This window comes from Ruminococcus bromii (assembly GCF_928721825.1).
In the GTDB taxonomy this organism is placed as follows: domain Bacteria; phylum Bacillota; class Clostridia; order Oscillospirales; family Acutalibacteraceae; genus Ruminococcoides; species Ruminococcoides bromii.
On the sequence record NZ_CAKMVP010000003.1, the window covers coordinates 307411 to 327937 of the forward strand.

The window sequence follows — 20527 nt, forward strand, 5'->3', positions numbered from 1 at the left end:
TGCTGTTAAAGAATCCGACAATGAAAAATTTGTATAATATCACAGAAATTATTTCAATTATTATTCTATGATAGAATTATTACACGGGTTATATAAGATATAATAATTAGTAAATATGTAAAACTGTGCCGTAAAACATCTTCTTTTTTGCTTTGCAGTACCGTTTCCTTAATACGAATTAAAGGGGCTATATAAATGGCAAAGAATGTAACCGTTCAGCGAATTGTCAGCGTCCTTTTGCACAGAGTCAAGTTTATTATTCTTGCCACTGTTGTAATGGGATTGCTGTTCTTTATGTACTCACGCTTTGTAATTGCACCGATGTACAGCACATCGACTATGATTTATGTTCAGAATTACAGTTCTGCTCAGCGTGATAACGCAAATACTGAGGCAACGACTTCGACAAAAACTGAAAGTGATTCAAAAAAGACTTCAAACGAAGAAAATCAGAAGATTTATCCTGCCGATATTTCCGCATCTGCAAACCTTGCTGAAATCTGTGTTACGCTCTTTAAAAACTCTGATGAGATGACAGCACTCTATGACGGATGCACAGTTAATGTTGATGTAACTGACGGTACTTTCTTTATTACTATTACCGTTGACGGTACCGATGCACAGAAGTGCGCCAATGTTGCAAATCAGCTTGCCGAAAAAGCTGCCGAGGTTTACAATTCAAAATTCAGCTACGGTCAGATCGGAACTCTCCGTCAGGCCAATGTTCCGCCGGCACCTTATGCGCCGAGCAATATGAAAAATATGCTCATCGGTGCCGCTATCGGATTTATTGCATCCTGCCTTATTTCAATTCTTATTGAACTTATTGATACAACTATCAAGTCAGAAGACGATATACAGGAAATTTACGGAATCCCCATATTTGCCGAAATTCCCGACTTTGATAACCAGGGTTAAGGAGGAACTATGGCTTCTAATTTTAAATTGTTTAAAAAGAAAAACGACAGAAAAAACAAAGGACAAACTTTTTCTCTCTCTGACAAGAGCAAGTTTGCAATTGTTGAAGCCTACAAGGCGGCAAGAACAAATATTATGTTTTCACTTTCTGCAAAAGAAAAGAAATGCTTTGCCGTAACAAGCTATTCAAAGGGTGAGGGAAAAAGCACGGCTTCCGCTAACCTTGCAATTTCATTTTCAAAAATGGAGAAGAGAGTTCTTCTCATTGACTGTGATCTTCGCCGTCCGAATATTCATAATATTTTTAAGCTTGACAATAAGAACGGTCTTACCAATGTAATCGGTAAAATGATTGAGGTTGACGAGGCTGTTAGGCACGATGTTTTACCTAATCTTGATATTCTCCCTGCGGGTACTATTGCGCCAAACCCTTCCGAGCTTATGTGCAGCGCTCGTTTTCAGGAGCTATATAAGCAGTTTGTCAGGGATTATGATTATGTAATTTTTGATACACCCCCTATCGGTGTTGTTGCCGATGCTTTGCTTCTCAAGGATTTGATTGCCGGTTTTGTTGTAGTTGTGCGTGAACGCTCAACAACTCACGGTGATCTTCAACATCTTATTGACAGCGTTAAGCTTGCCGACTCTACCATACTCGGACTTCTTGAAGTAGGCTGTACCTATGATTCAAAAAGAAGAAAGAAAGGCTATTACTATTACCAGTATTATTGATTTGTCAGATTCGCTGCTTTGTGCTACAGCACGAAAATATCTAAAAGCTATATAAACAACAAAAAAATCACAGACTTGCAAACTTTCACCAAAAATGACTGTTGTGAGTCTGTTCTTTTTTGTGAAAATAAAAATGCAAGTTTGTAAAAAACATCTTGCATTTTTCTGCCGCATAGGTTAAAATGTATTAGAAAATTAAAATACATTTGCAATAATATTTTAAGGAGTTATTCAAAATGGGTTATCTTGATTTAAGTAAACAGGAACTTGAAAAAGAGTATAGCGTGCTTTCTAAAAGGTTTGAAGAAATCAAAGGTATGGGTCTTAGCCTGAATATGGCAAGAGGCAAGCCCAGCAAAGAACAGCTGGATTTTTCATTGCCTATGCTTGACACAATTAACAGCAAGTCTGATTTTATCGGCGAAGACAATATGGATTGCCGTAACTACGGACTTCTCAACGGTATTACAGAGTGCAGAAAGCTTTTTGCGGATATTCTCGGTGTAGATGCAGAGAATGTTATTGTAGGCGGTTCTTCAAGCCTTAATATGATGTTTGATACAATTTCATGCTTTATGACAGCTCCCGCTGTTGAGGGCTGCAAACCATGGTATGAAGTAAAGAACAGAAAATTCCTCTGTCCGGTACCTGGCTATGACCGTCATTTCGGCATTACTCAGTATTACGGCTTTGAGCTTATCCCGATTCCTATGGATGACAACGGACCTGATATGGATATAGTTGAAAAGCTCGTTTCCGAAGATGAGTCTGTTAAGGGCATCTGGTGTGTTCCTAAATATTCAAACCCTGCAGGAACAACTTACAGCGATGAGGTTGTAAAGCGTTTTGCCGCCTTAAAGCCTGCCGCCAAGGATTTCAGAATTATGTGGGATAATGCCTATTGCATTCATGAAATCAGCGACACGCCCGATGTGCTTCTCAATATTATGGATGAGTGCAAAAAGACCGGCAACGAAGACCTTCCTATTATGTTCTGTTCAACATCAAAGATTACTTTCCCCGGTTCGGGTGTTGCTGCGCTGGCTGCTTCTGAGAATAACCTTAAAGTTCTCCGTGAGAAATATAACTATGAAATCATCAGCTATGACAAGCTTAATATGCTTCGCCATGTAAGATTCTTCAAAAATTATGACGGCGTTCTTAAGCATATGGAAAAGCACAAGGCAATTCTTAAGCCTAAGTTTGACATCGTTCTTGATACACTTGATAAGGAGCTTGAACCTGCCGGTATCGCATCATGGAAAAAGCCGCACGGCGGATACTTTGTAAGTGTTGATGTATATGACGGTACGGCAAAGAGGACAGTTGCCCTCTGCAAGGAGGCAGGAGTTGTCCTCACGGGAGCAGGTGCGACATATCCTCTCGGTCTTGACCCCAATGATTCAAATATAAGAATTGCTCCGACATTTCCTCCTAACAGTGAGCTTGAAGTTGCAATGGATGTTTTCTGTACCTGTGCCAAGCTTGCCGCCTGTGAGAAGATTCTGAACAAGTAAACATCACTTGATTTTTTGTCTGTCAGTGCTTACTATGAAAGATTTTGTGCATTATTTATAACATTAGAATGTTTTTTTTGACAGATTGAATTCTTTTTTTATTAAATATTTCCGTATCCATTGACATTTTACAAAAAAAATTCTATAATAACTCTGTTACGGTCTGTGGTTAGATGTTCGTGACAGAGTTATTTTGACTTTAGAGCAAAATAAAACCACAGCCAATTATTTAACGGAGGTTTCAAAGGCATGAAAAGAGTTCCAAAGCCTGTATTCTTTGTCGTAGCTTTGCTGATACTTGCCTTTTCATTTACTGCGATTTTTGGTATTTCCTACTACACCGGCGATAACAAAACAACAGTATTAAAAGGTATCAGCGACATACGATGGGGAATAGACATCCGCGGCGGTGTTGAAGCTACTTTCAAACCGGCAGGGGATGTTGACGCAACTGACGAGCAGCTTGAGTCTGCAAAGTCAATCATTGAATTAAGAATGGTATCTCAGGGTATCACGGATTATGAGCTTTATGCTGACGCAAAGAGCGACAGAATCATTGTTCGTTTCCCGTGGAAGGAAGATTCCGACCAGAACGCAGTTGAGGCTATTGAAGAAATTTCTTCAACAGCACAGCTTACATTCCGTCCCGGAGACGGTCATGAAACAACTGACATCGATTCAAACGGTGAATATGTTTACAAGACTCCTTCAGGTGACACGGCAAAAACAATCCTTATGGACGGTTCTTATGTTGAAAGTGCCTCAGCAGGTATGACAACAGATAAGACCACAGGTAAAAATTCCTATGTAGTACAGCTTAAGCTGAAGAGCAGTGGTGACAAGAACGGTAAAGAGCGTTTTGCTGACATCACTAAAGAATATCTAAACCAGCAGGTTTCAATCTGGATGGATGATATTATGCTTTCAGCTCCTAAGGTTGAGGCTGAAATTACAGACGGCAACGCTGTTATTTCAGGTGACTTTACAGCTAAAGAGGCTCAGGACCTTGCATCAAAAATCAACGCAGGTGCTCTTCCTTTCCAGCTTGAAACATCAAACTACGGCACAATCAGCGCAACCCTCGGTGAAAATTCACTCATTGCAATGGCATATGCGGGTGTTATCGCATTTATCCTTATTGCAATCATTATGATTCTCTTCTACCGTTTGCCCGGTTTTGTTGCAGTTATCTCACTTCTCGGTCAGATGGGCCTTGCCATTGCGGCTGTATCAGGTTACTTCCCTGTATTCTCTTCATTCACAATGACGCTCCCCGGTATTGCGGGTCTTATCCTTTCAATCGGTATGGGCGTTGACTGTAATGTTATTACTGCCGAGCGTATCAAGGAAGAACTTAGGGCAGGAAGAACTCTTGACGGTGCTCTTGAAAGGGGTACAAAGAATTCACTTTCCGCTATCGTCGACGGTAATATGACCGTTATTATCGTATCAATTATCCTTATGCTTGTATTTGGTCCTGCAAATATTCTCTCCATTATCTTCGGTGAGTCAACAACAGGTACTATCTACTCATTCGGTTACACACTTCTTGTCGGCGTAATCGCTAACTTTATCATGGGTGTATTCTGTACAAGAATTATGCTCAGAAGTGTTGCAGGCTTTAAGTTCCTGCGTAAAAAATGGTTGTTTGGAGGTGCTAAGAATGACTGATAAAACTCAGACAAAGGCAGTTTCAAAAGCCCCTCTTACAGACGAGGAATTTGTTAATAAGTATAACGGAGGCCGCAAGATTATTGACTTTGTAGGTCACAAAAAGATTTTCTTCGGAATTTCCCTTTCTATTATTATTATCGGTATCATCTGCAACTTTATTTTCGGTACACAGCTTGACATTCAGTTCTCAGGCGGTGCAACTCTTAAATTCAGCTACAGCGGTGAAATCAATCAGTCTGAACTTACTGATTTTATTCAGGTTGAAACAACAGAGGACAGAATCACTACAACATATGCTCAGGATCTTATGGGTGACAGCGGCACAACGGTAACAGTTCAGTTCTCGGGTAACGATTCAATCAAAACCGATATTCAGAAGAACCTTGAATCAGACCTTCAGAAGAAGTATCCGGACAATAACTTCAAATGTCTTGAATCAAATTCGGTTGATGCTTCAATGGGTTTCAGCTTCCTTCTCAAGTGTCTTACTGCTGTTGCAATTGCAGCCGTGCTTATGGTTCTTTATGTAACAATCAGATTTAAGAAAATCGGCGGTCTTTCGGCAGGTGTTATGGCTCTCGTAGCCCTCTTCCATGATGTTGCGATGATTTACTTTATGTATGTAATCTTCCAGATGCCGATTGACGCAAGCTTCATCGCAGTTGTTCTTATGATTCTCGGTTATTCGCTTAACGATACAATTGTTATCTATGACCGTGTTCGTGAGGAAAAGAAGCTTGTCGGAAGCAAAACAGATGTTGGCAAGATATTCAACCTCAGCTGTACAAAGTGTATTAAGAGAACAATTATGACTTCTGTAACAACACTTTCGGCTATTCTTGTTGTTTATGTTGTTGCCTGTGCGTTCAATATCACATCTGTTCAGGGCTTTGCTCTTCCGATGATTATCGGTATCATATCGGGTTGTTATTCTTCAATCTGTATCGCAGGTCCGCTTTGGGTTATGTGGCAGCGTCATAAAAAGGCAAAGAAGCTTGCCGCTAAAGCTGCATAAAACAGCTTTCGGATAAATTTATCCGATTCTGCAAATAATTATAAAGGGGTTGCATAAAGATGTTTTATGCAATCCCTTTTGTGTATTCTGTACTTTAAACAACTTGGAGCGATATATGAAAAAAACTGTTTCAATTTTTCTTTCTTTCCTGATAATTTGTGGCTTGTTTTCAATCTCCGGATGCGGAAAAGCTGAGAGCTTTAAGAAGTCTGACGGTAAAATAAGCGTTGTTACTACAATTTTTCCTTACTATGATTTTGTAAGACAGCTTGCCGGCGATAAGGCTGATATCCGTTTGCTGCTTTCGCCCGGAAGTGATCCGCACAGCTATGAACCAACGCCGTCTGATATTGTTGCAATTGAAAATTGCGATATTTTTATCTATAACGGCGGTGAAAGCGATGAATGGGTTGACGGAGTACTTTCATCAATTGAAAACAAAAATGTCAAGGTGATGAAGATGATGGAATATGTGCCTCTCAGATATGAACAGTCTATGGATCACAGCCACGAACACAGCGGACATGAAGATATGGACGATAATGACGAGGGTCATGACCACGAAGAAGGGGAGGAGTATGACGAGCATGTCTGGACTTCAATCAGAAATGCGGAGCGTATGTCTGCCTCAATCGCAGATGGGTTAATGTCAGTTGACAGTAAAAATTCTAAATATTACAATGACAGAAAAACAAATTACATTTCACAGCTTGACAGCCTTGATAAGAAATTTACCGAAGTTGCAAATAACAAAAAGCGTGATACGCTTGTTTTCGGCGACAGATTTCCGTTTCTCTATTTCGTAAGCGACTACGACCTCGGTTATGAATGTGCTTTTCCCGGATGCAGTCATGAAACCGAGCCGAGTACGGCGGTTGTTTCTCACTTGATTGATTTTACAAGAGAACACGATATACCCGTTGTATTCTATCTTGAACTTTCAAGCGGCAAAATTGCACAGATTATTTCAGAAGATTCTTCTGCAAAGACGATGCAGTTTTCTTCGTGTCATAATGTTACAAAAGAAGATTTTGAAAACGGTGCAACATATGTTTCTGTTATGGAACAAAATCTTGAAGCACTAAAGGAGGCGTTATACTGATGTCACTTATTAAAATAGAAAATGCCTCACTCGGTTACGAGGGCAAAACTGTTGTCAATGATATTTCGGTTGATATAAAAGAAAAGGACTATATCTGCATAGTCGGCGAAAACGGTTCGGGCAAAACTACTCTTATGAAAGCCCTTCTCGGACTTTTAAAGCCATTGAGCGGTTCAATTACCTACGGCGACGGACTGAGGCAGAATGAAATCGGTTACCTTCCGCAGTCAAGCGATATTCAGCGCGATTTTCCTGCTTCTGTCAGCGAGGTTGTGCTTTCGGGCTGTCTTAACAAAAAACACACCTTTTTCTATTCTAAAGAGCAGAAAAAAACTGCCGCTGAGAATATGAAGCTCACGGGTATTTATGATTTACGCAAAAAGTGTTTCAGAGAACTTTCCGGAGGTCAGCGGCAGCGTGTTATGCTTGCAAGGGCTTTATGCGCAACCCACAAGCTGCTTATTCTCGATGAGCCGGTGACGGGACTTGATCCGATGGCAATGGCTGATATGTATGCTCTCATCAAAAAACTGAATGAAAGCGGAATCACGATTATTATGGTTTCTCATGATGTAAATTCAGCGGTGAGCAATGCCTCAAAAATTCTGCACCTTGCAAAGAATTGGTATTTTTACGGTACTGCACATCAGTATCTGCATTCGGATGCCGGCAAACGCTTTATTCTCAGCGATTGTCCGTGTGATGAATGTCAGCACAGAGTTCACGGGGGTGCAAAAAATGTTTGATATGATTATCGAAATGTTTTCATACAATTTTATTGTCAGGGCATTTATTGTCGGCATACTTGTTTCTTTGTGTGCGGCTCTGCTCGGTGTTACGCTTGTTCTCAAACGCTATTCAATGATTGGTGACGGGCTTTCTCATGTGGGCTTCGGTGCGCTTGCAGTTGCGGCGGCTCTCAACCTTGCGCCGCTTGAAGTTGCCGTTCCTGTAATCATTATTGCGGCATTTTTACTTTTAAGACTTTCCGAAAACAGCAAAATCAACGGCGATGCGGCAATCGCTATAATTTCAAGTACGGCGCTTGCGATAGGTGTTGTCTTTGTCAGCGTATCGGGTGTGAATACAGACCTCAATTCGTATTTATTCGGCAGTATTCTTGCCACAACAACAGCCGATGCTATTATGTGCGGAATCCTTGCACTTGTTGTAATCGTGATATTCATTTTGTTCTATAACAAGATTTTTGCCGTAACCTTTGATGAAACATTTTCAAGGGCAACAGGTCTGAAAACAGGTGTTTATAACACGGTAATTGCACTCCTTACGGCTCTCACAATCGTAATTGGTATGAGAATTATGGGTACTCTGCTTATTTCCGCACTTATAATTTTTCCCGCGCTTTCTTCAATGAGGGTCTGCAAAAAATTCAAGTCGGTAATTCTCTGCTCAGGTGTGCTTTCGCTCTGCTGTTTCTTTGTCGGTATGTGTGCGTCATATTTCTGTGACACACCGACAGGCGCAAGCGTAGTAATAGTCAATGCCGCTGTTTTTCTTATATTCTGGCTGATTGAATTTATCAATTCCAAAATTAAAAAGAATAATTCTGTGTAAGAATTACAAAATATTTTCAACTAACGGAAACTCGCTTTCTTTAATGGAGGCGAGTTCTTTTTTTGCCTGAATGCTTTCGGCAAAGTACATATCACGGTTCTGTTTTTGTGCAAATGCGGTCATCCTCGAAATGCTTATTCCTATTGCGTCAACATAATCGTGTATGAGCAAGGTATCAATAAATTTTGCACTGTCATACCACTCTTCTTCTGTTTCTTTGCAAATTTTGAGAGCGTCGTCAAATTCGAGCCGACTCATCAGTCTGTCGGCGTGTTCGATTTTTGCAATGAACGAATCCGTCTTGCCCGAAATAAATCCTGTTTCAACCGAGGCAAAGCAGAGTGCCGCCAGAACAAGCGAAAGTGCAATGTAAATTCTTTTCATACTGTCATTCCTTTTTTATAATATTGTAATTTCCGAGTGCGTCAAGTGTCATCAGAAAAACATTGTTTTGCTTAATATTTTTCTTTTCGAGAATTTTCTTGACATAATCCTTTTCTTTTTCACACAGATTAAGAGAATTTTGAAGGATTTTACCGTTGCTGACAACAACCGTTTCAATTTTGTTGTCCTTGATTTTTAACCCGAAATCCTCGGCAGACGGCTGTCTTTTATCAGGCTTTTCGAGAACGCTTACTTCACCGTTGGTTTCAACAATGCAGTACTGAACATCTTCAATCGAAAAAATACCCTGTTGTCTTAGCTGAACGCTCAAATCTTCTGTTGTAAGCCGTAGCTTTTTCATTGCAGATTGCAGAATTTTTCCGTCTTTAATTACAATAACGGGCTTTCCGCACACAAGACTGCGGAAACCGCTCCACTTCATCATAATCACGCTTGCTGTAATTTCAAGAGCAACTAATATTGCAACCGGGATAACTCCGCTCAATAACGGTTGAGATGTGTTCTGCATAGGAATTGACGCAATATCCGATACTATCATCGTTATAACAAGCTCACTCGGCTGCATATCGCTTATTTGTCGCTTTCCCATAAGTCTGACTGCCAAAATAACAAAGGCATAGAGCAAAATTGTTCTGATTATTGAAATTATCATAATATCACCGTTACTAATATTTGCATAATTTGAGCCGATATACCGCAAAATAAAAAGCAGATATATTAAGACGGTGATTAAATGTATAATTCGTTAAAAGAAAATATTTCAGCTTTGAAGAAAATGTTCAAAAATTCGGCAGACTTTACGGTTCGTGAAATGAATCTAAAGGGACAATGCAGTATAAAATCCGCAATAATCACAATTGAGGGGATGTGCGGAAAAGATACGCTTGCATTGTCGCTGATCAATCCTCTGCTTGATTATTATTTTGAATGTCAAAATCCCGATGAAATTTTTGATACAATCAAAAATACCGTGCTGACATCAAGCGAGATTGTCGAGTTTACGACAATTGACGAGGCAATCAGCTTTTCAACCTCAGGCTTTGCCCTGCTTGTTGTTGACGGCTGCAGCCGTATGCTTGCAATCGGAGCACAGGGCTTTTCGTTCAGAAGTGTTTCCGAACCTGAAAGTGAGGTGGTTCAGAGAGGCTGCAGAGAAGGTTTTACAGAACCGCTGAGAATCAATATGACTTTAATAAGACGAAGAATCAAAAGTCCCGACCTTGTTTTTGAAGCCGTAACAAGCGGATACAGTTCAAATACGCAGATGATGATTTGTTACCTTCAAAACAGCGTGTCAAAGCAAATCCTTAAAGCAATCAGAGAACGGCTTGAAAACTGCAATCTTAAAATGATTCTTGCGTCGGGATATTTAAGCGAATATCTTGAAGATAACGGTTCAAATTCACTTTTTTCGGGGGTAGGAATTTCCGAAAGACCCGATACGGTCTGCGGAAAGCTATCGGAGGGGAGAGTGGCAATTCTGATTGACGGAACACCGTCGGTAATAATAATTCCTCATCTTTTTGTTGAAGAATTTCAGAGTGTTGACGATTACTCAAACCGTCCGTATTATGCGGCATTTATACGGATTTTAAAGTATATTTCATTCTTTATAGCTGTATTTTTACCGGGAATATACACCGCTTTTGCACAGTTCCATCCCGAATATTTTCCGACGGGTCTGCTCGTGAAAACATCCGATTCATTATCTCAGACTCCATTGCCCGTAACACTTGAAGTTATTCTCATAACCTTTATCTATGAGGTTATGAGAGAGGCGGGACTGCGTATCCCAAAGCCGCTCGGACACGCTGTCAGTATTGTCGGAGCGCTTGTAATCGGCGAAAGTGCCGTCAGTGCAGGTATAATCAGCTCGTCAACCCTTATGGTCGTAGCAACTGCGGCAATTTGCAGTTATGTTACATCCGCACTCTATCCGCCTATTATGGTGCTGAGATTTTTCTGCGTTATTGCAGGCGGAATGTTTGGCTTGTGGGGAATAGTTCTGCTCACCTGCGGAGTACTTGTCAATATGTGCTCAAAAACCTCGGTCGGTGTGCCGTATATGTCGTCGCTTGCCCCGTTTTCATGGAGAAGTATGCGTGATGTTTTTGTCAGAGCAGATTGGAAAAGTCTTTCAAAGCGCACAATCAAGGTTCAGAAATTTCCCGAAACGGAGGAGATATAATGCAGTCTAATATAACTTTTCCGTCAAAAAGACTTATGCTTTCATTGTTTGTGTGTTCGGCACTTCCGATATTGTTAATGGGGCGGAGCTTTTTGCAGAGCAACAATATTTTTTCAAGTCTTGCGTCAATCGGATTCGGAATATTTTTCACGCTGTTGTGCTTTGTTCCTTTTTATTCGATAAAGCACAGAACAAGACTTGATTTCTCAGCCTTTGCAAAAAACACATCGCAAACGGGCTTTTTCTTTGTTTCTTCATATTATTGTATGTATTTCACCGTGATAACCGTTTCTTTTCTGATTAGATTTTGTGATATGTTTGTTTCGGGTGTTAATCCCGATGCTGACACAAAGGTGATTGCCTTTCTGATACTTTGCATTTGTGTTTACGGTGCGTCAAAGGGGGTAAATCCGCTTTCAAGAGTCAGCATTTTTGTGTTTGCGTTTCTTATAATTGCATTTGCAGTGATATTTTTCGGCAATATAAAATCTTTTGAATTTGCACCGAACAGCACCTTTGTAACACCCGATTTTTCAAATATTCGGAGCAATGCTGCAGACTGTTTAATCTTTGCGTTTCTGCCTGTAATTTTTGGATTCAATTCCACAAGCACCAAAAATCTGTCGATAAAACAACCTGTAATTACAACTCTTATTATATTCGGCACATTAATGTTAACTTTGTTTTTCACCGATTTTGTAACGGGTGCATATTCGGCACAACAACCGTATTCTGTTCAGCTATTGTCAAAAACCGCTTATTTCGGTGATATGAAGGGCTTTGACAGCTTTTATCTTGCCGCTGTAACAGCTTGTGTATTTGTTTTTGTATCAGCGGTTCTCATCAGCGTTTCAAACTGCATTGTAAATACATCTTCAAAAAGAACGCTTGTTTTTGTTTCGATAATAGCTTTTATAATGTTTGTTTTGTTTGTTTGTGCAGATAGTTATAATGCTGTAAAAGAATTATTGTTGAACAATATTTTTCTGACTGCACTCAATTTTATTTCCGCACTTCTGATTCCGGCAATCTGTCTTTTTGCGTATAGGAGAAAGCTGTATGATTAAAAAAATATTTTTACTGCCGATTATGGCAATTGTTCTGATTTTAGGCGGCTGTACAAATTCAAACCGAATTGACACCTCATCACTGGTACAGACTGTTACCGCTGAAAATAAATCCGGCAAAACCGTATATAATTTCTATCTGCTGAAGAACTGCGAAGATGTGCAAAGTGTTTCGGTTGAGGCTGACAGCCTTGAAAAAGCCGTAATATTGGCAAAGAAAGCCTATATCCCAATGCTTACGCTTTCAAAGCTTGAATTGTATCTTATAGACTCAAATCTCGGAGAAAAAAATCTCAAAACAGATATAAATTATATTTCAAAAGCAAGCAAAATTTCACCTTTAACTTATGCAGCCTTTTCGGATACAAAAACATTGCAACTTTTTTCAAAAGATAAAGAGGCATTAAGAAAAGTAAAAGAACACATTGTTCATTTAAAGAATAATGAAAAAGAGCTTTCGGTGACATCTTTATCCATATTTAATAATTTTAAGGGTAAAAATAACGGCTATTTGAGTATTTGTTATATTAGTTCCGAAAAAGAATTAAAAGCAGACATTGTTAAAATAGTAACATAAAAATGAGAAAATTTTATTTAAAATTGAAAAATAATTCACAAAAAGACTTTATCAAGACAGCGTTATGGTGTATAATAGCAATAAGTATATAATACTTATTGCGAATGTTCGCCGATTTTGAGGCAGGAACATTGCACCGCTTTAATAAGGGTAATAAATATTTAGGATAGGACGATGATTTATGTCTGTTGAATTTTCTGTTCCGCTGTCGCAAATTGCAGAAGCATTGAACCTCACCGAAGTTTATGTCGCTGAAAATTACAAGGAAACTAACATATCGACTGTTGAAATCAACAGACCGGGACTTGAACTTACGGGTTATCTTGAATTCTTTGACAACAAGCGAATTCAGGTTCTCGGCAACACGGAGTTCTCGTATCTCGGCCGTTACGGTCCCGAGGCTCAGAAAATGGTTATTGACTCCATTTTCAGCTTTGGACCGCCTGCAGTTATAATCTGCCGCGACATTGAACCTTCAAACGCGATTCTCGAGAGTGCAAAACTGCACAAGGTGTCAATTTTCAGCACCCCGCAGAGTACATCGGATCTCACTGCGTCACTTGTACAGTACCTTAACAAAGAGCTTGCTCCGAGAATCACCCGTCACGGCGTTCTTGTTGAAGTATACGGCGAAGGCTGTCTGCTTACGGGCGACAGCGGTGTCGGTAAGAGTGAAACCGCAATTGAGCTTATCAAGCGTGGTCACCGTCTTGTTGCCGACGATGCCGTTGAAATCAGAAGAACTTCTCTGACAACTCTCTACGGTCAGTCTCCCGAAAATATCCGTCACTTCATTGAGCTTCGGGGTATCGGAATTATCAACGCCAGAAAGCTTTTCGGTATGGGCGCAATCAAACTGCAGGAAAAGATTGATATGGTAATCAACCTTGAGCAATGGGACAGCTCAAAGGTTTATGACAGAATGGGACTTGACAACGAATATATGAAGATTCTCGGAATAGAAGTGCCTACTTTGACAATTCCCGTAAAGCCCGGCCGTAACCTTGCTGTAATTATCGAGGTTGCCGCAATGAATAACAGACAGAAGAAAATGGGTTATAATGCCGCAAGAGAACTTCTTAAAAATCTCGGAATGGCTGTTGAGGATCTTCCGCCGTCACCAAAGGTTATTGTTGATACATGGGAATAATTCCGCTTTGTAACGGAATGCAGGGAACAGAAATTTCATATTCTAAACTAACAACGGAGGGTAATTGAATGGACACTACCGATATTATATATAATTATGCTCAAAAGCTTGACTGTGATGCAAGACGGTTTGAACCGATGAGCAGACACACTTCATTTAAAATCGGCGGAAAAGCGGATGTTTACATAAAGGTAACGAATCTTTCTCAGCTGATGAAAATTTTAAAGGAATGCGATGCCTGTAAGGAGAAGTATATTCTTCTCGGCAACGGCAGTAATGTTCTTGTTCCCGATGAGGGAATCCACGGCACTGTTCTCCGTCTTGACGGTGATTTCAGAAACATTTCATTGATTGACGACACAACAATCTATTGCGGAGCCGGTGCGGCTTTGGGAAGTCTTTGTAAGTTTGCCCAAAAATGCGGACTTTCGGGACTTGAATTTGCATGGGGAATTCCGGGAACAGTCGGCGGTGCTGTGTTTATGAACGCAGGCGCATATGGCGGTGAAATGAAAGATGTTGTTTACAGCGTTTCTCATATTACAAACAGCGGTGACATCGGCAGAATAGAAGCGGAGAATCTTGAGTTTGGATACAGAACAAGCGTTTACCGCAAAAACGGCTGCATAATTACAGGCGCTGTTTTCAAACTTAAAAAAGATGATCCCGAAGAAATTCAGAACAGAATGAACGATTATATGAACCGCCGTTCGGCAAAACAGCCGCTTGAATATCCGAGCGCCGGCAGTGTGTTCAAAAGACCCGAGGGTGCATTTGCAGGTGCGCTCATTGAGCAATGCGGACTCAAGGGCAAAACAGTCGGCGGTGCTCAGGTCAGCGAAAAACACGCAGGCTTTATTATTAACAAATCGAAGGCTACGGCAAATGATGTAAAACAGCTTGTGTCTGAAATTCAGAAAACTGTTGAAGATGAAACAGGTTACAAGCTTGAATGTGAACTTATTTTTCTTTAATCAAAAAGGTGTAATTTTATGGAATTTGTAATCATTACAGGAATGTCGGGTGCAGGCAAAACAGGTGCTTTGCATGTGCTTGAAGACATCGGCTACTACTGCGTTGACAATCTTCCGTCAAGCTTGCTGTCAACACTCTACGATCTTTGCCTTAAATCTGAAGATGATTCAATGAAAAGAGTTGCAGTGGTTGTTGATGTAAGAGGCAACGAAAAATTTGAGGAAATGTGTTCTCAGATTGAACGCTTTAAAAAACGCTATGAAAATGTAAAAGTATTGTTCTTTGACGCAATGACGGACAGGCTCGTTGTTCGTTATAAGGAAACAAGAAGAAGACATCCTCTTTCGGAAAAACTCAAGGACGGTTCGGTACTGTCTGCCGTTGAGCTTGAAAGGGAGCTTCTTTTGCCTGTTAAAAGAACAGCCGATTATAACATTGACACTACATATATGTCAAACAAACAGCTCCGAGAGCGAATTATGTCAATGTTTATGGAGGACACTTCACAAAGCATTACGCTGACATTTATGTCGTTCGGGTTCAAATACGGAATTCCGCTTGAGGCTGACCTTATTATGGATGTGCGTTGTCTGCCTAATCCTTTTTACATTCCCGAACTCAAACATCTTACAGGGCTTGACAAAAAGGTGCGCGACTATGTTCTTGAAAGCGATGAAACAAGCGAGTTCTTAAAGCGACTTTTGAGTATGCTCGATTTTTCGGTTCCGCTTTATCTCAAAGAGGGCAAGAGCGAGCTTGTTGTCGGCATCGGCTGTACAGGCGGTAAACACAGAAGCGTTACAATTGCCATGCAGCTTAACGCTCACTTTCATGAGAAAGGCTATAAGTGCGTTATTCAGCACAGAGATATTGACAGGTAAGGTGCAGAGATGTCATTTTCCTCGGATGTAAAAAAAGAAATTTGTTCGGTTGAACAGTTCGACCGTGAAGCTCTCAAAGCAGAGCTTTACGGAATGCTTTTGTTCAGCAGAAATTTTTCATCAAAAAAAATAACCTTTACAACAGAAAGCAATTATGCGGGAAACCGCCTTATATTTCTTTTACAGAATTTATATATGCCGATAATCGAAAAACAATCGGCGTTGAGAACAAAATCAAGCGACAGCCGCCTTTACAAAATAATCGTGATTGACGAAAACGATTGCAAGCGTATTTTTGAGGATTTCGGACATATTTACGGTCAGGTTACTCTGCGCGTAAACAGGGCAAATCTTTCAAGCGAAGAGCTTACACAATCATTTTTGAGAGGTGTTTTTCTAAGCTGTGGCTCAATATCCGATCCGATGAAAAGCTATCACCTCGAATTTTGCGTTCCTCACAAAAACCTTTCTCAGGATTTGTGCAAGGTGCTTTCCGAAATAACCGAATGTACTCTCGCTCCGAAAACAGTTGTTCGCAGCGGCAGTTATATCGTTTATTTCAAAGAAAGTGAGCAGATTTGCGATTTGCTCACCTACATAGGCGCTCCGATAAGAGCAATGGAGATTATGGGGACAAAGGCGATAAAACAGGTTCGAAACAATGTAAACCGCAGAATCAACGGTGAGGTGGCAAACATCGGAAAAATCGCAACGGCGTCGGCAAAACAGCTTGATGCAATCGAGCATATCAAGAGGACGGTCGGAATTGATTCTCTGCCGGAAGATTTGCGGGAAATTGCATATTTAAGGCTTGAAAATCCTGATATGTCACTTCGTGACTTGGGACAGAATCTTTCAACCCCAATCAGCCGAAGCGGTGCAAATCACCGTATGCAAAGACTGCTTGAATATGCAGGTACAGAGGTAAAAACTAATGGAAAATAAAAATATAACTTTTGAACAGGCAAATGAACTGCTTGAAAAATCAGTTTCAAAAATGGAGAGCGGAGAGCTTACTCTTGAACAGACAATGGAGGAGTATGCAAAAGCGTGTGAGCTTCTTGCTTTTTGTATGAAACAGCTTGAGCAATGCAAGGGTAAGATTATTGATATAAACGAGAAAATTTCAAAGCTTTCAAAGGGTGATGACAATGAGTAAGGATTATGCAAAGATAACCGAAAATGCTTTAACAAACTATCTTCCGAGTACAGATTGCCGTGAAAAAAAGCTGATTGACGCAATGGCTTACAGCCTTGAGGCAGGCGGAAAGCGTGTCCGTCCGTACCTTGTGTTTTCGTTTAACAGTCTTTGCGGCGGAAGTGAAGAGTCTGCAACGGCATTTGCCTGTGCGGTTGAAATGATTCACACATATTCTCTCATTCACGATGATTTGCCGTGTATGGACAACGATGACCTCAGAAGAGGCAAGCCGTCAAACCACAAGGTATTCGGTGAGAATATAGCTTTGCTTGCCGGCGACGCACTTTTAACGCTTGCTTTTGAAACCCTTACAAATGAAAAGACAGTAAAAATCTGCGGAACTCCTGCTTGCTGCAGAGGTGTTTCCGTGCTTTCAAAATACGCAGGTGCGACAGGAATGATAGGCGGTCAGGTTATTGACCTTATGAGTGAAAATACGAACGCTCCGATTGAAGTCCTTCGTGAAATGGATTACAAAAAAACAGCCTGTCTTATAAAAGCAGCCTGCGAGCTTGGCTGTATAAGTGCAGGCGCAAACGATAAGCAAATCAAAGCCGCCTCTGAATTTGGCGAGTGCATCGGCATTGCATTCCAAATTCAGGACGATATTCTTGATGTAACCTCATCTGATGAGGAACTCGGCAAGCCTGTAGGCAGTGACGCAGAAAACAGCAAGTCAACCTATGTTTCACTTCTCGGAATTGAAAAGTGCAGAGAACTTGTTGATGAACTTACCAAAAAGGCCGTCAATGCGCTGCAGGGCTTTGACGGTGATACAACAGAGCTTGAAGATTTTGCATATAAACTTGCAAAAAGAAATAAATAACTCTGTTAAGTAATTTTGATTATACGGATAGGAAATGAATTATGGGTGAGTATGAACTGCTTTCTAAAATTAAATCACCGCATGATGTCAAAAAGCTTAACGGCGAACAGCTTGAAAGCCTGTGTACCGAAATAAGAGAGAAGCTTGTTGAAACTGTATCTGTAAACGGCGGACACCTTTCGCCTAACCTTGGCGTTGTTGAGCTTACGGTTGCTCTTGAGCGAAGCTTTAACTTTCCGAAAGACAGCATTGTATGGGATGTCGGACATCAGGCATATACCCACAAGCTGTTGACGGGACGCTATGAGCAGTTTGACACAATCCGCAAAAAAGGCGGAATTTCAGGCTTTCCGAAGCGTGCAGAGAGCAAATACGACGATTTTAACACCGGTCACAGCAGTACATCAATATCAGCCGCATACGGAATTGCAAGAGCAAAACACCTTATGGGCGACCAAAGCTACACAGTTGCCGTAATCGGTGACGGTTCATTTACGGGTGGACTTGCTTTTGAGGGAATGAACAACTCAGGCAGATTCAACAAGAACTTTATTGTTGTTCTCAATGATAACAAAATGTCCATTTCACCGAATGTAGGCGCATTGTCTCGCTACCTCACAACGGTAAGAATTCAGCCGTGGTATATGCGAGTCAAGAAAATTACGGAAAAAATTCTTTCACACATTCCGCTTATCGGAAAACCGCTTAAAAGATTTTTGCAGGGAGGAAAATCAAAACTTAAAAATCTTGTGTACAAAAACACTCTTTTTGACTGCTTCGGTTTTACCTATCTCGGACCTATTGACGGTCATAACATTGATGAGCTTGAAAATGCATTTGAGTGTGCCAAAAAGGTGAACTCTCCCGTTCTTGTTCATGTTGTCACCAAAAAAGGAAAAGGTTATCAGCCTGCCGAGGACAATCCGGGCGGATTTCACGGAATCGGTCAGTTTGATATTGATTCCGGCGAGCCTCTTTCAAGCCACAGGGGGTTTTCGGCTGAGTTCGGAAAGACTATGTGTGAGCTTGCCGAAGACGATAAAAAGATTTGTGCAATCACAGCCGCAATGTCGGGAGGTACGGGGCTTACCGAATTTTCAAAGCTTTATAAAGAAAGATTTTTTGATGTAGGTATTGCAGAAGAGCACGCAGTAACCTTTGGATGCGGACTTGCCGCAAAAGGTATGCGTCCTGTTTTTGCCGTGTATTCAACGTTTCTCCAGAGAGCCTATGACCAGCTTTTGCACGACGCGGCTCTCGGAAAGCTTCACCTTGTAATCGGTGTTGACCGTTCGGGAATTGTAGGCGATGACGGTGAAACTCATCAGGGTGTGTTTGATGTTTCGATACTCAACACCATTCCGAACACAACAATTTTCTCTCCTGCGTATTTTGACGGTATGAGAAAATCTCTTTCAACTGCAATCTACATTTGTGACAGCCTTGCCGTTGTGCGTTATCCTCGCGGCGGAGAGCTTTACAAACCCGATGATTTCGGTGAAGAAAATCTTTCTTACGATATTTACGGAAATCCGAATTGTAAAAATCTTCTTATCACATACGGCAGACTTTTCTCTTACGCCTGCAAGGCTAAGGAAACTCTTGCAAAACAGGGTATTGAGATTTGCATATTAAAACTTTGCAGAATTAAACCGATTGATGAAAATGCCGTTGATTTTGCGGCTGCTTTTGAAAATGTGTGGTTCTTTGAAGAGGGAATCAAAAACGGAGGCATTGCGAGAAATTTCTCCGATTTACTCTGTTGCACACAGTTCTGCGGAGATTATCATATAAAGGCTATAAATGACAAATTTGTCAAGCAGATGTCTGTCAGCGAGGCTCTTCATGAACTGAAACTCGATGATGACGGAATGGTGAACACCATTACCAAAAATTTAAAGGAAAAGAATTAGGATGAAAAAAAGACTTGATATTCTTGTATATGAAAAGGGCTTTACCGACAGCCGTGAAAAGGCTAAGGCGATTATAATGTCGGGACAGGTTTATGTTGACAATCAGAAAGCCGACAAGTGCGGAACTTCTTATGATGAAAATGTTAAAATTGAAGTAAGGGGCAACACACAGAAATATGTCAGCCGTGGCGGTTTAAAGCTTGAAAAGGCCATAGACAATTTTGACTTTGATTTAAAAGATAAGATAACAATGGATATCGGTGCGTCAACGGGCGGCTTTACCGACTGTATGCTCCAAAACGGAGCAAAAAAGGTGTATTCAATTGATGTCGGCTATGGACAGCTTGCATGGAAGCTTCGCAACGACCCCAGTGTTGTCAACCTTGAACGCACCAATATGAGAAAGGTTACAAGGGAGCAGGTTCCCGATGAAATCGACTTTTTCTCGGTTGATGTTTCGTTCATTTCATTAAAGCTGATTCTGCCTGTTGCAAGACAGCTTATGAGCGAAAACGCACAGGCGGTCTGCCTAATCAAACCGCAGTTTGAGGCAGGCAGGGAAAAGGTGGGCAAAAAGGGCGTAGTTCGTGATCCTGCCGTCCATGTGGAGGTTGTCAGAAAAATATTTGATTTCTGCCTTGAAAACGGCTTTGATGTACTTAATCTCGACTATTCGCCAATCAAAGGTCCCGAGGGCAATATAGAATACCTTATCCACCTTCGCAAAAGCGACGATCCAAAATCATACACAGATGTAACACCCGAGCAGCTTGTTGAAAATTCACATGCCGCTCTTGATAAAAAATGAGCA

The 20527-nt window shown here is 40.9% G+C and carries 21 protein-coding genes; 19 read left to right on the forward strand and 2 right to left on the reverse strand.

Annotated features, from left to right (window positions below; translation table 11 throughout):
- The first annotated feature begins 195 nt into the window (after positions 1–195).
- From QDI94_RS01695 to QDI94_RS01730, 8 genes are all read left to right on the forward strand, one after another.
- Positions 196–918 (forward strand): YveK family protein, encoded by a 723-nt coding sequence (locus QDI94_RS01695; protein ID WP_101029532.1) that lies wholly within the window; start codon positions 196–198, stop codon positions 916–918.
- A 9-nt stretch (positions 919–927) separates the two neighbouring features.
- Positions 928–1650, forward strand: a complete 723-nt coding sequence (locus tag QDI94_RS01700; RefSeq protein WP_176790717.1) for a CpsD/CapB family tyrosine-protein kinase — start codon at positions 928–930, stop codon at positions 1648–1650.
- 236 nt (positions 1651–1886) lie between these two features.
- A complete protein-coding gene (locus QDI94_RS01705; RefSeq protein WP_278866639.1) occupies positions 1887–3167 on the forward strand; it encodes an aminotransferase class I/II-fold pyridoxal phosphate-dependent enzyme in 1281 nt (426 codons plus the stop codon).
- A gap of 249 nt (positions 3168–3416) precedes the next feature.
- Positions 3417–4838, forward strand: a complete 1422-nt coding sequence (gene secD / locus QDI94_RS01710) for a protein translocase subunit SecD (RefSeq protein ID WP_278419899.1) — start codon at positions 3417–3419, stop codon at positions 4836–4838.
- Complete coding sequence (gene secF / locus QDI94_RS01715; RefSeq protein WP_278419900.1) at positions 4831–5856, forward strand: protein translocase subunit SecF; 1026 nt, start codon at positions 4831–4833, stop codon at positions 5854–5856. The genes secD and secF overlap by 8 nt, the downstream gene beginning before the upstream one ends.
- 115 nt (positions 5857–5971) lie before the next feature.
- On the forward strand, positions 5972–6958 hold the full coding sequence (locus tag QDI94_RS01720; protein ID WP_278866644.1) for a metal ABC transporter substrate-binding protein: 987 nt from the start codon (positions 5972–5974) through the stop codon (positions 6956–6958).
- On the forward strand, positions 6958–7704 hold the full coding sequence (locus QDI94_RS01725; protein ID WP_101029538.1) for a metal ABC transporter ATP-binding protein: 747 nt from the start codon (positions 6958–6960) through the stop codon (positions 7702–7704). Before QDI94_RS01720 ends, QDI94_RS01725 begins: the two co-directional genes overlap by 1 nt.
- Positions 7697–8533 carry a metal ABC transporter permease gene (locus QDI94_RS01730; protein ID WP_101029539.1) on the forward strand — a complete coding sequence of 279 codons (837 nt, stop codon included), beginning with the start codon at positions 7697–7699 and terminating at the stop codon, positions 8531–8533. Before QDI94_RS01725 ends, QDI94_RS01730 begins: the two co-directional genes overlap by 8 nt.
- 3 nt (positions 8534–8536) lie before the next feature.
- On the opposite strand, the gene QDI94_RS01735 is transcribed toward QDI94_RS01730, so the two are convergent.
- Positions 8537–8917 (reverse strand): DUF4363 family protein, encoded by a 381-nt coding sequence (locus tag QDI94_RS01735; protein WP_278866647.1) that lies wholly within the window; start codon positions 8915–8917, stop codon positions 8537–8539.
- A 4-nt stretch (positions 8918–8921) separates the two neighbouring features.
- Positions 8922–9590, reverse strand: a complete 669-nt coding sequence (locus QDI94_RS01740; protein WP_101029541.1) for a DUF421 domain-containing protein — start codon at positions 9588–9590, stop codon at positions 8922–8924.
- 81 nt (positions 9591–9671) lie between these two features.
- On the opposite strand from QDI94_RS01740, the gene QDI94_RS01745 reads away from it, so the two are divergent.
- From QDI94_RS01745 to QDI94_RS01795, 11 genes are all read left to right on the forward strand, one after another.
- Positions 9672–11126 (forward strand): spore germination protein, encoded by a 1455-nt coding sequence (locus QDI94_RS01745; RefSeq protein ID WP_278475946.1) that lies wholly within the window; start codon positions 9672–9674, stop codon positions 11124–11126.
- Positions 11126–12193 (forward strand): SLC5/6 family protein, encoded by a 1068-nt coding sequence (locus QDI94_RS01750; RefSeq protein ID WP_278866652.1) that lies wholly within the window; start codon positions 11126–11128, stop codon positions 12191–12193. Before QDI94_RS01745 ends, QDI94_RS01750 begins: the two co-directional genes overlap by 1 nt.
- On the forward strand, positions 12186–12770 hold the full coding sequence (locus QDI94_RS01755; protein ID WP_101029544.1) for a hypothetical protein: 585 nt from the start codon (positions 12186–12188) through the stop codon (positions 12768–12770). The genes QDI94_RS01750 and QDI94_RS01755 overlap by 8 nt, the downstream gene beginning before the upstream one ends.
- A gap of 181 nt (positions 12771–12951) precedes the next feature.
- Positions 12952–13920: an HPr(Ser) kinase/phosphatase gene (gene hprK, locus QDI94_RS01760; protein ID WP_101029545.1), complete on the forward strand. Its 969-nt coding sequence runs from the start codon at positions 12952–12954 to the stop codon at positions 13918–13920.
- Between the two features lie 68 nt (positions 13921–13988).
- The gene (murB, locus tag QDI94_RS01765; RefSeq protein ID WP_278866656.1) at positions 13989–14894 is read left to right on the forward strand and encodes a UDP-N-acetylmuramate dehydrogenase; all 906 of its coding nucleotides are present in this window, start codon (positions 13989–13991) and stop codon (positions 14892–14894) included.
- An 18-nt stretch (positions 14895–14912) separates the two neighbouring features.
- The gene (gene rapZ / locus QDI94_RS01770) at positions 14913–15776 is read left to right on the forward strand and encodes an RNase adapter RapZ (protein ID WP_278866659.1); all 864 of its coding nucleotides are present in this window, start codon (positions 14913–14915) and stop codon (positions 15774–15776) included.
- Positions 15777–15785: 9 nt separating this feature from the next.
- Complete coding sequence (gene whiA, locus QDI94_RS01775) at positions 15786–16721, forward strand: DNA-binding protein WhiA (protein WP_101029548.1); 936 nt, start codon at positions 15786–15788, stop codon at positions 16719–16721.
- Complete coding sequence (gene xseB / locus QDI94_RS01780) at positions 16711–16935, forward strand: exodeoxyribonuclease VII small subunit (RefSeq protein WP_101029549.1); 225 nt, start codon at positions 16711–16713, stop codon at positions 16933–16935. Before whiA ends, xseB begins: the two co-directional genes overlap by 11 nt.
- Positions 16928–17803, forward strand: a complete 876-nt coding sequence (locus QDI94_RS01785) for a polyprenyl synthetase family protein (RefSeq protein WP_278866663.1) — start codon at positions 16928–16930, stop codon at positions 17801–17803. The genes xseB and QDI94_RS01785 overlap by 8 nt, the downstream gene beginning before the upstream one ends.
- Before the next feature lie 41 nt (positions 17804–17844).
- Entirely contained in the window at positions 17845–19716 is a 1872-nt protein-coding gene (gene dxs / locus QDI94_RS01790) for a 1-deoxy-D-xylulose-5-phosphate synthase (RefSeq protein WP_278866664.1), read from the forward strand.
- 1 nt (position 19717) lies between these two features.
- Positions 19718–20524 carry a TlyA family RNA methyltransferase gene (locus tag QDI94_RS01795; RefSeq protein ID WP_278866665.1) on the forward strand — a complete coding sequence of 269 codons (807 nt, stop codon included), beginning with the start codon at positions 19718–19720 and terminating at the stop codon, positions 20522–20524.
- Positions 20525–20527 lie beyond the last annotated feature (3 nt).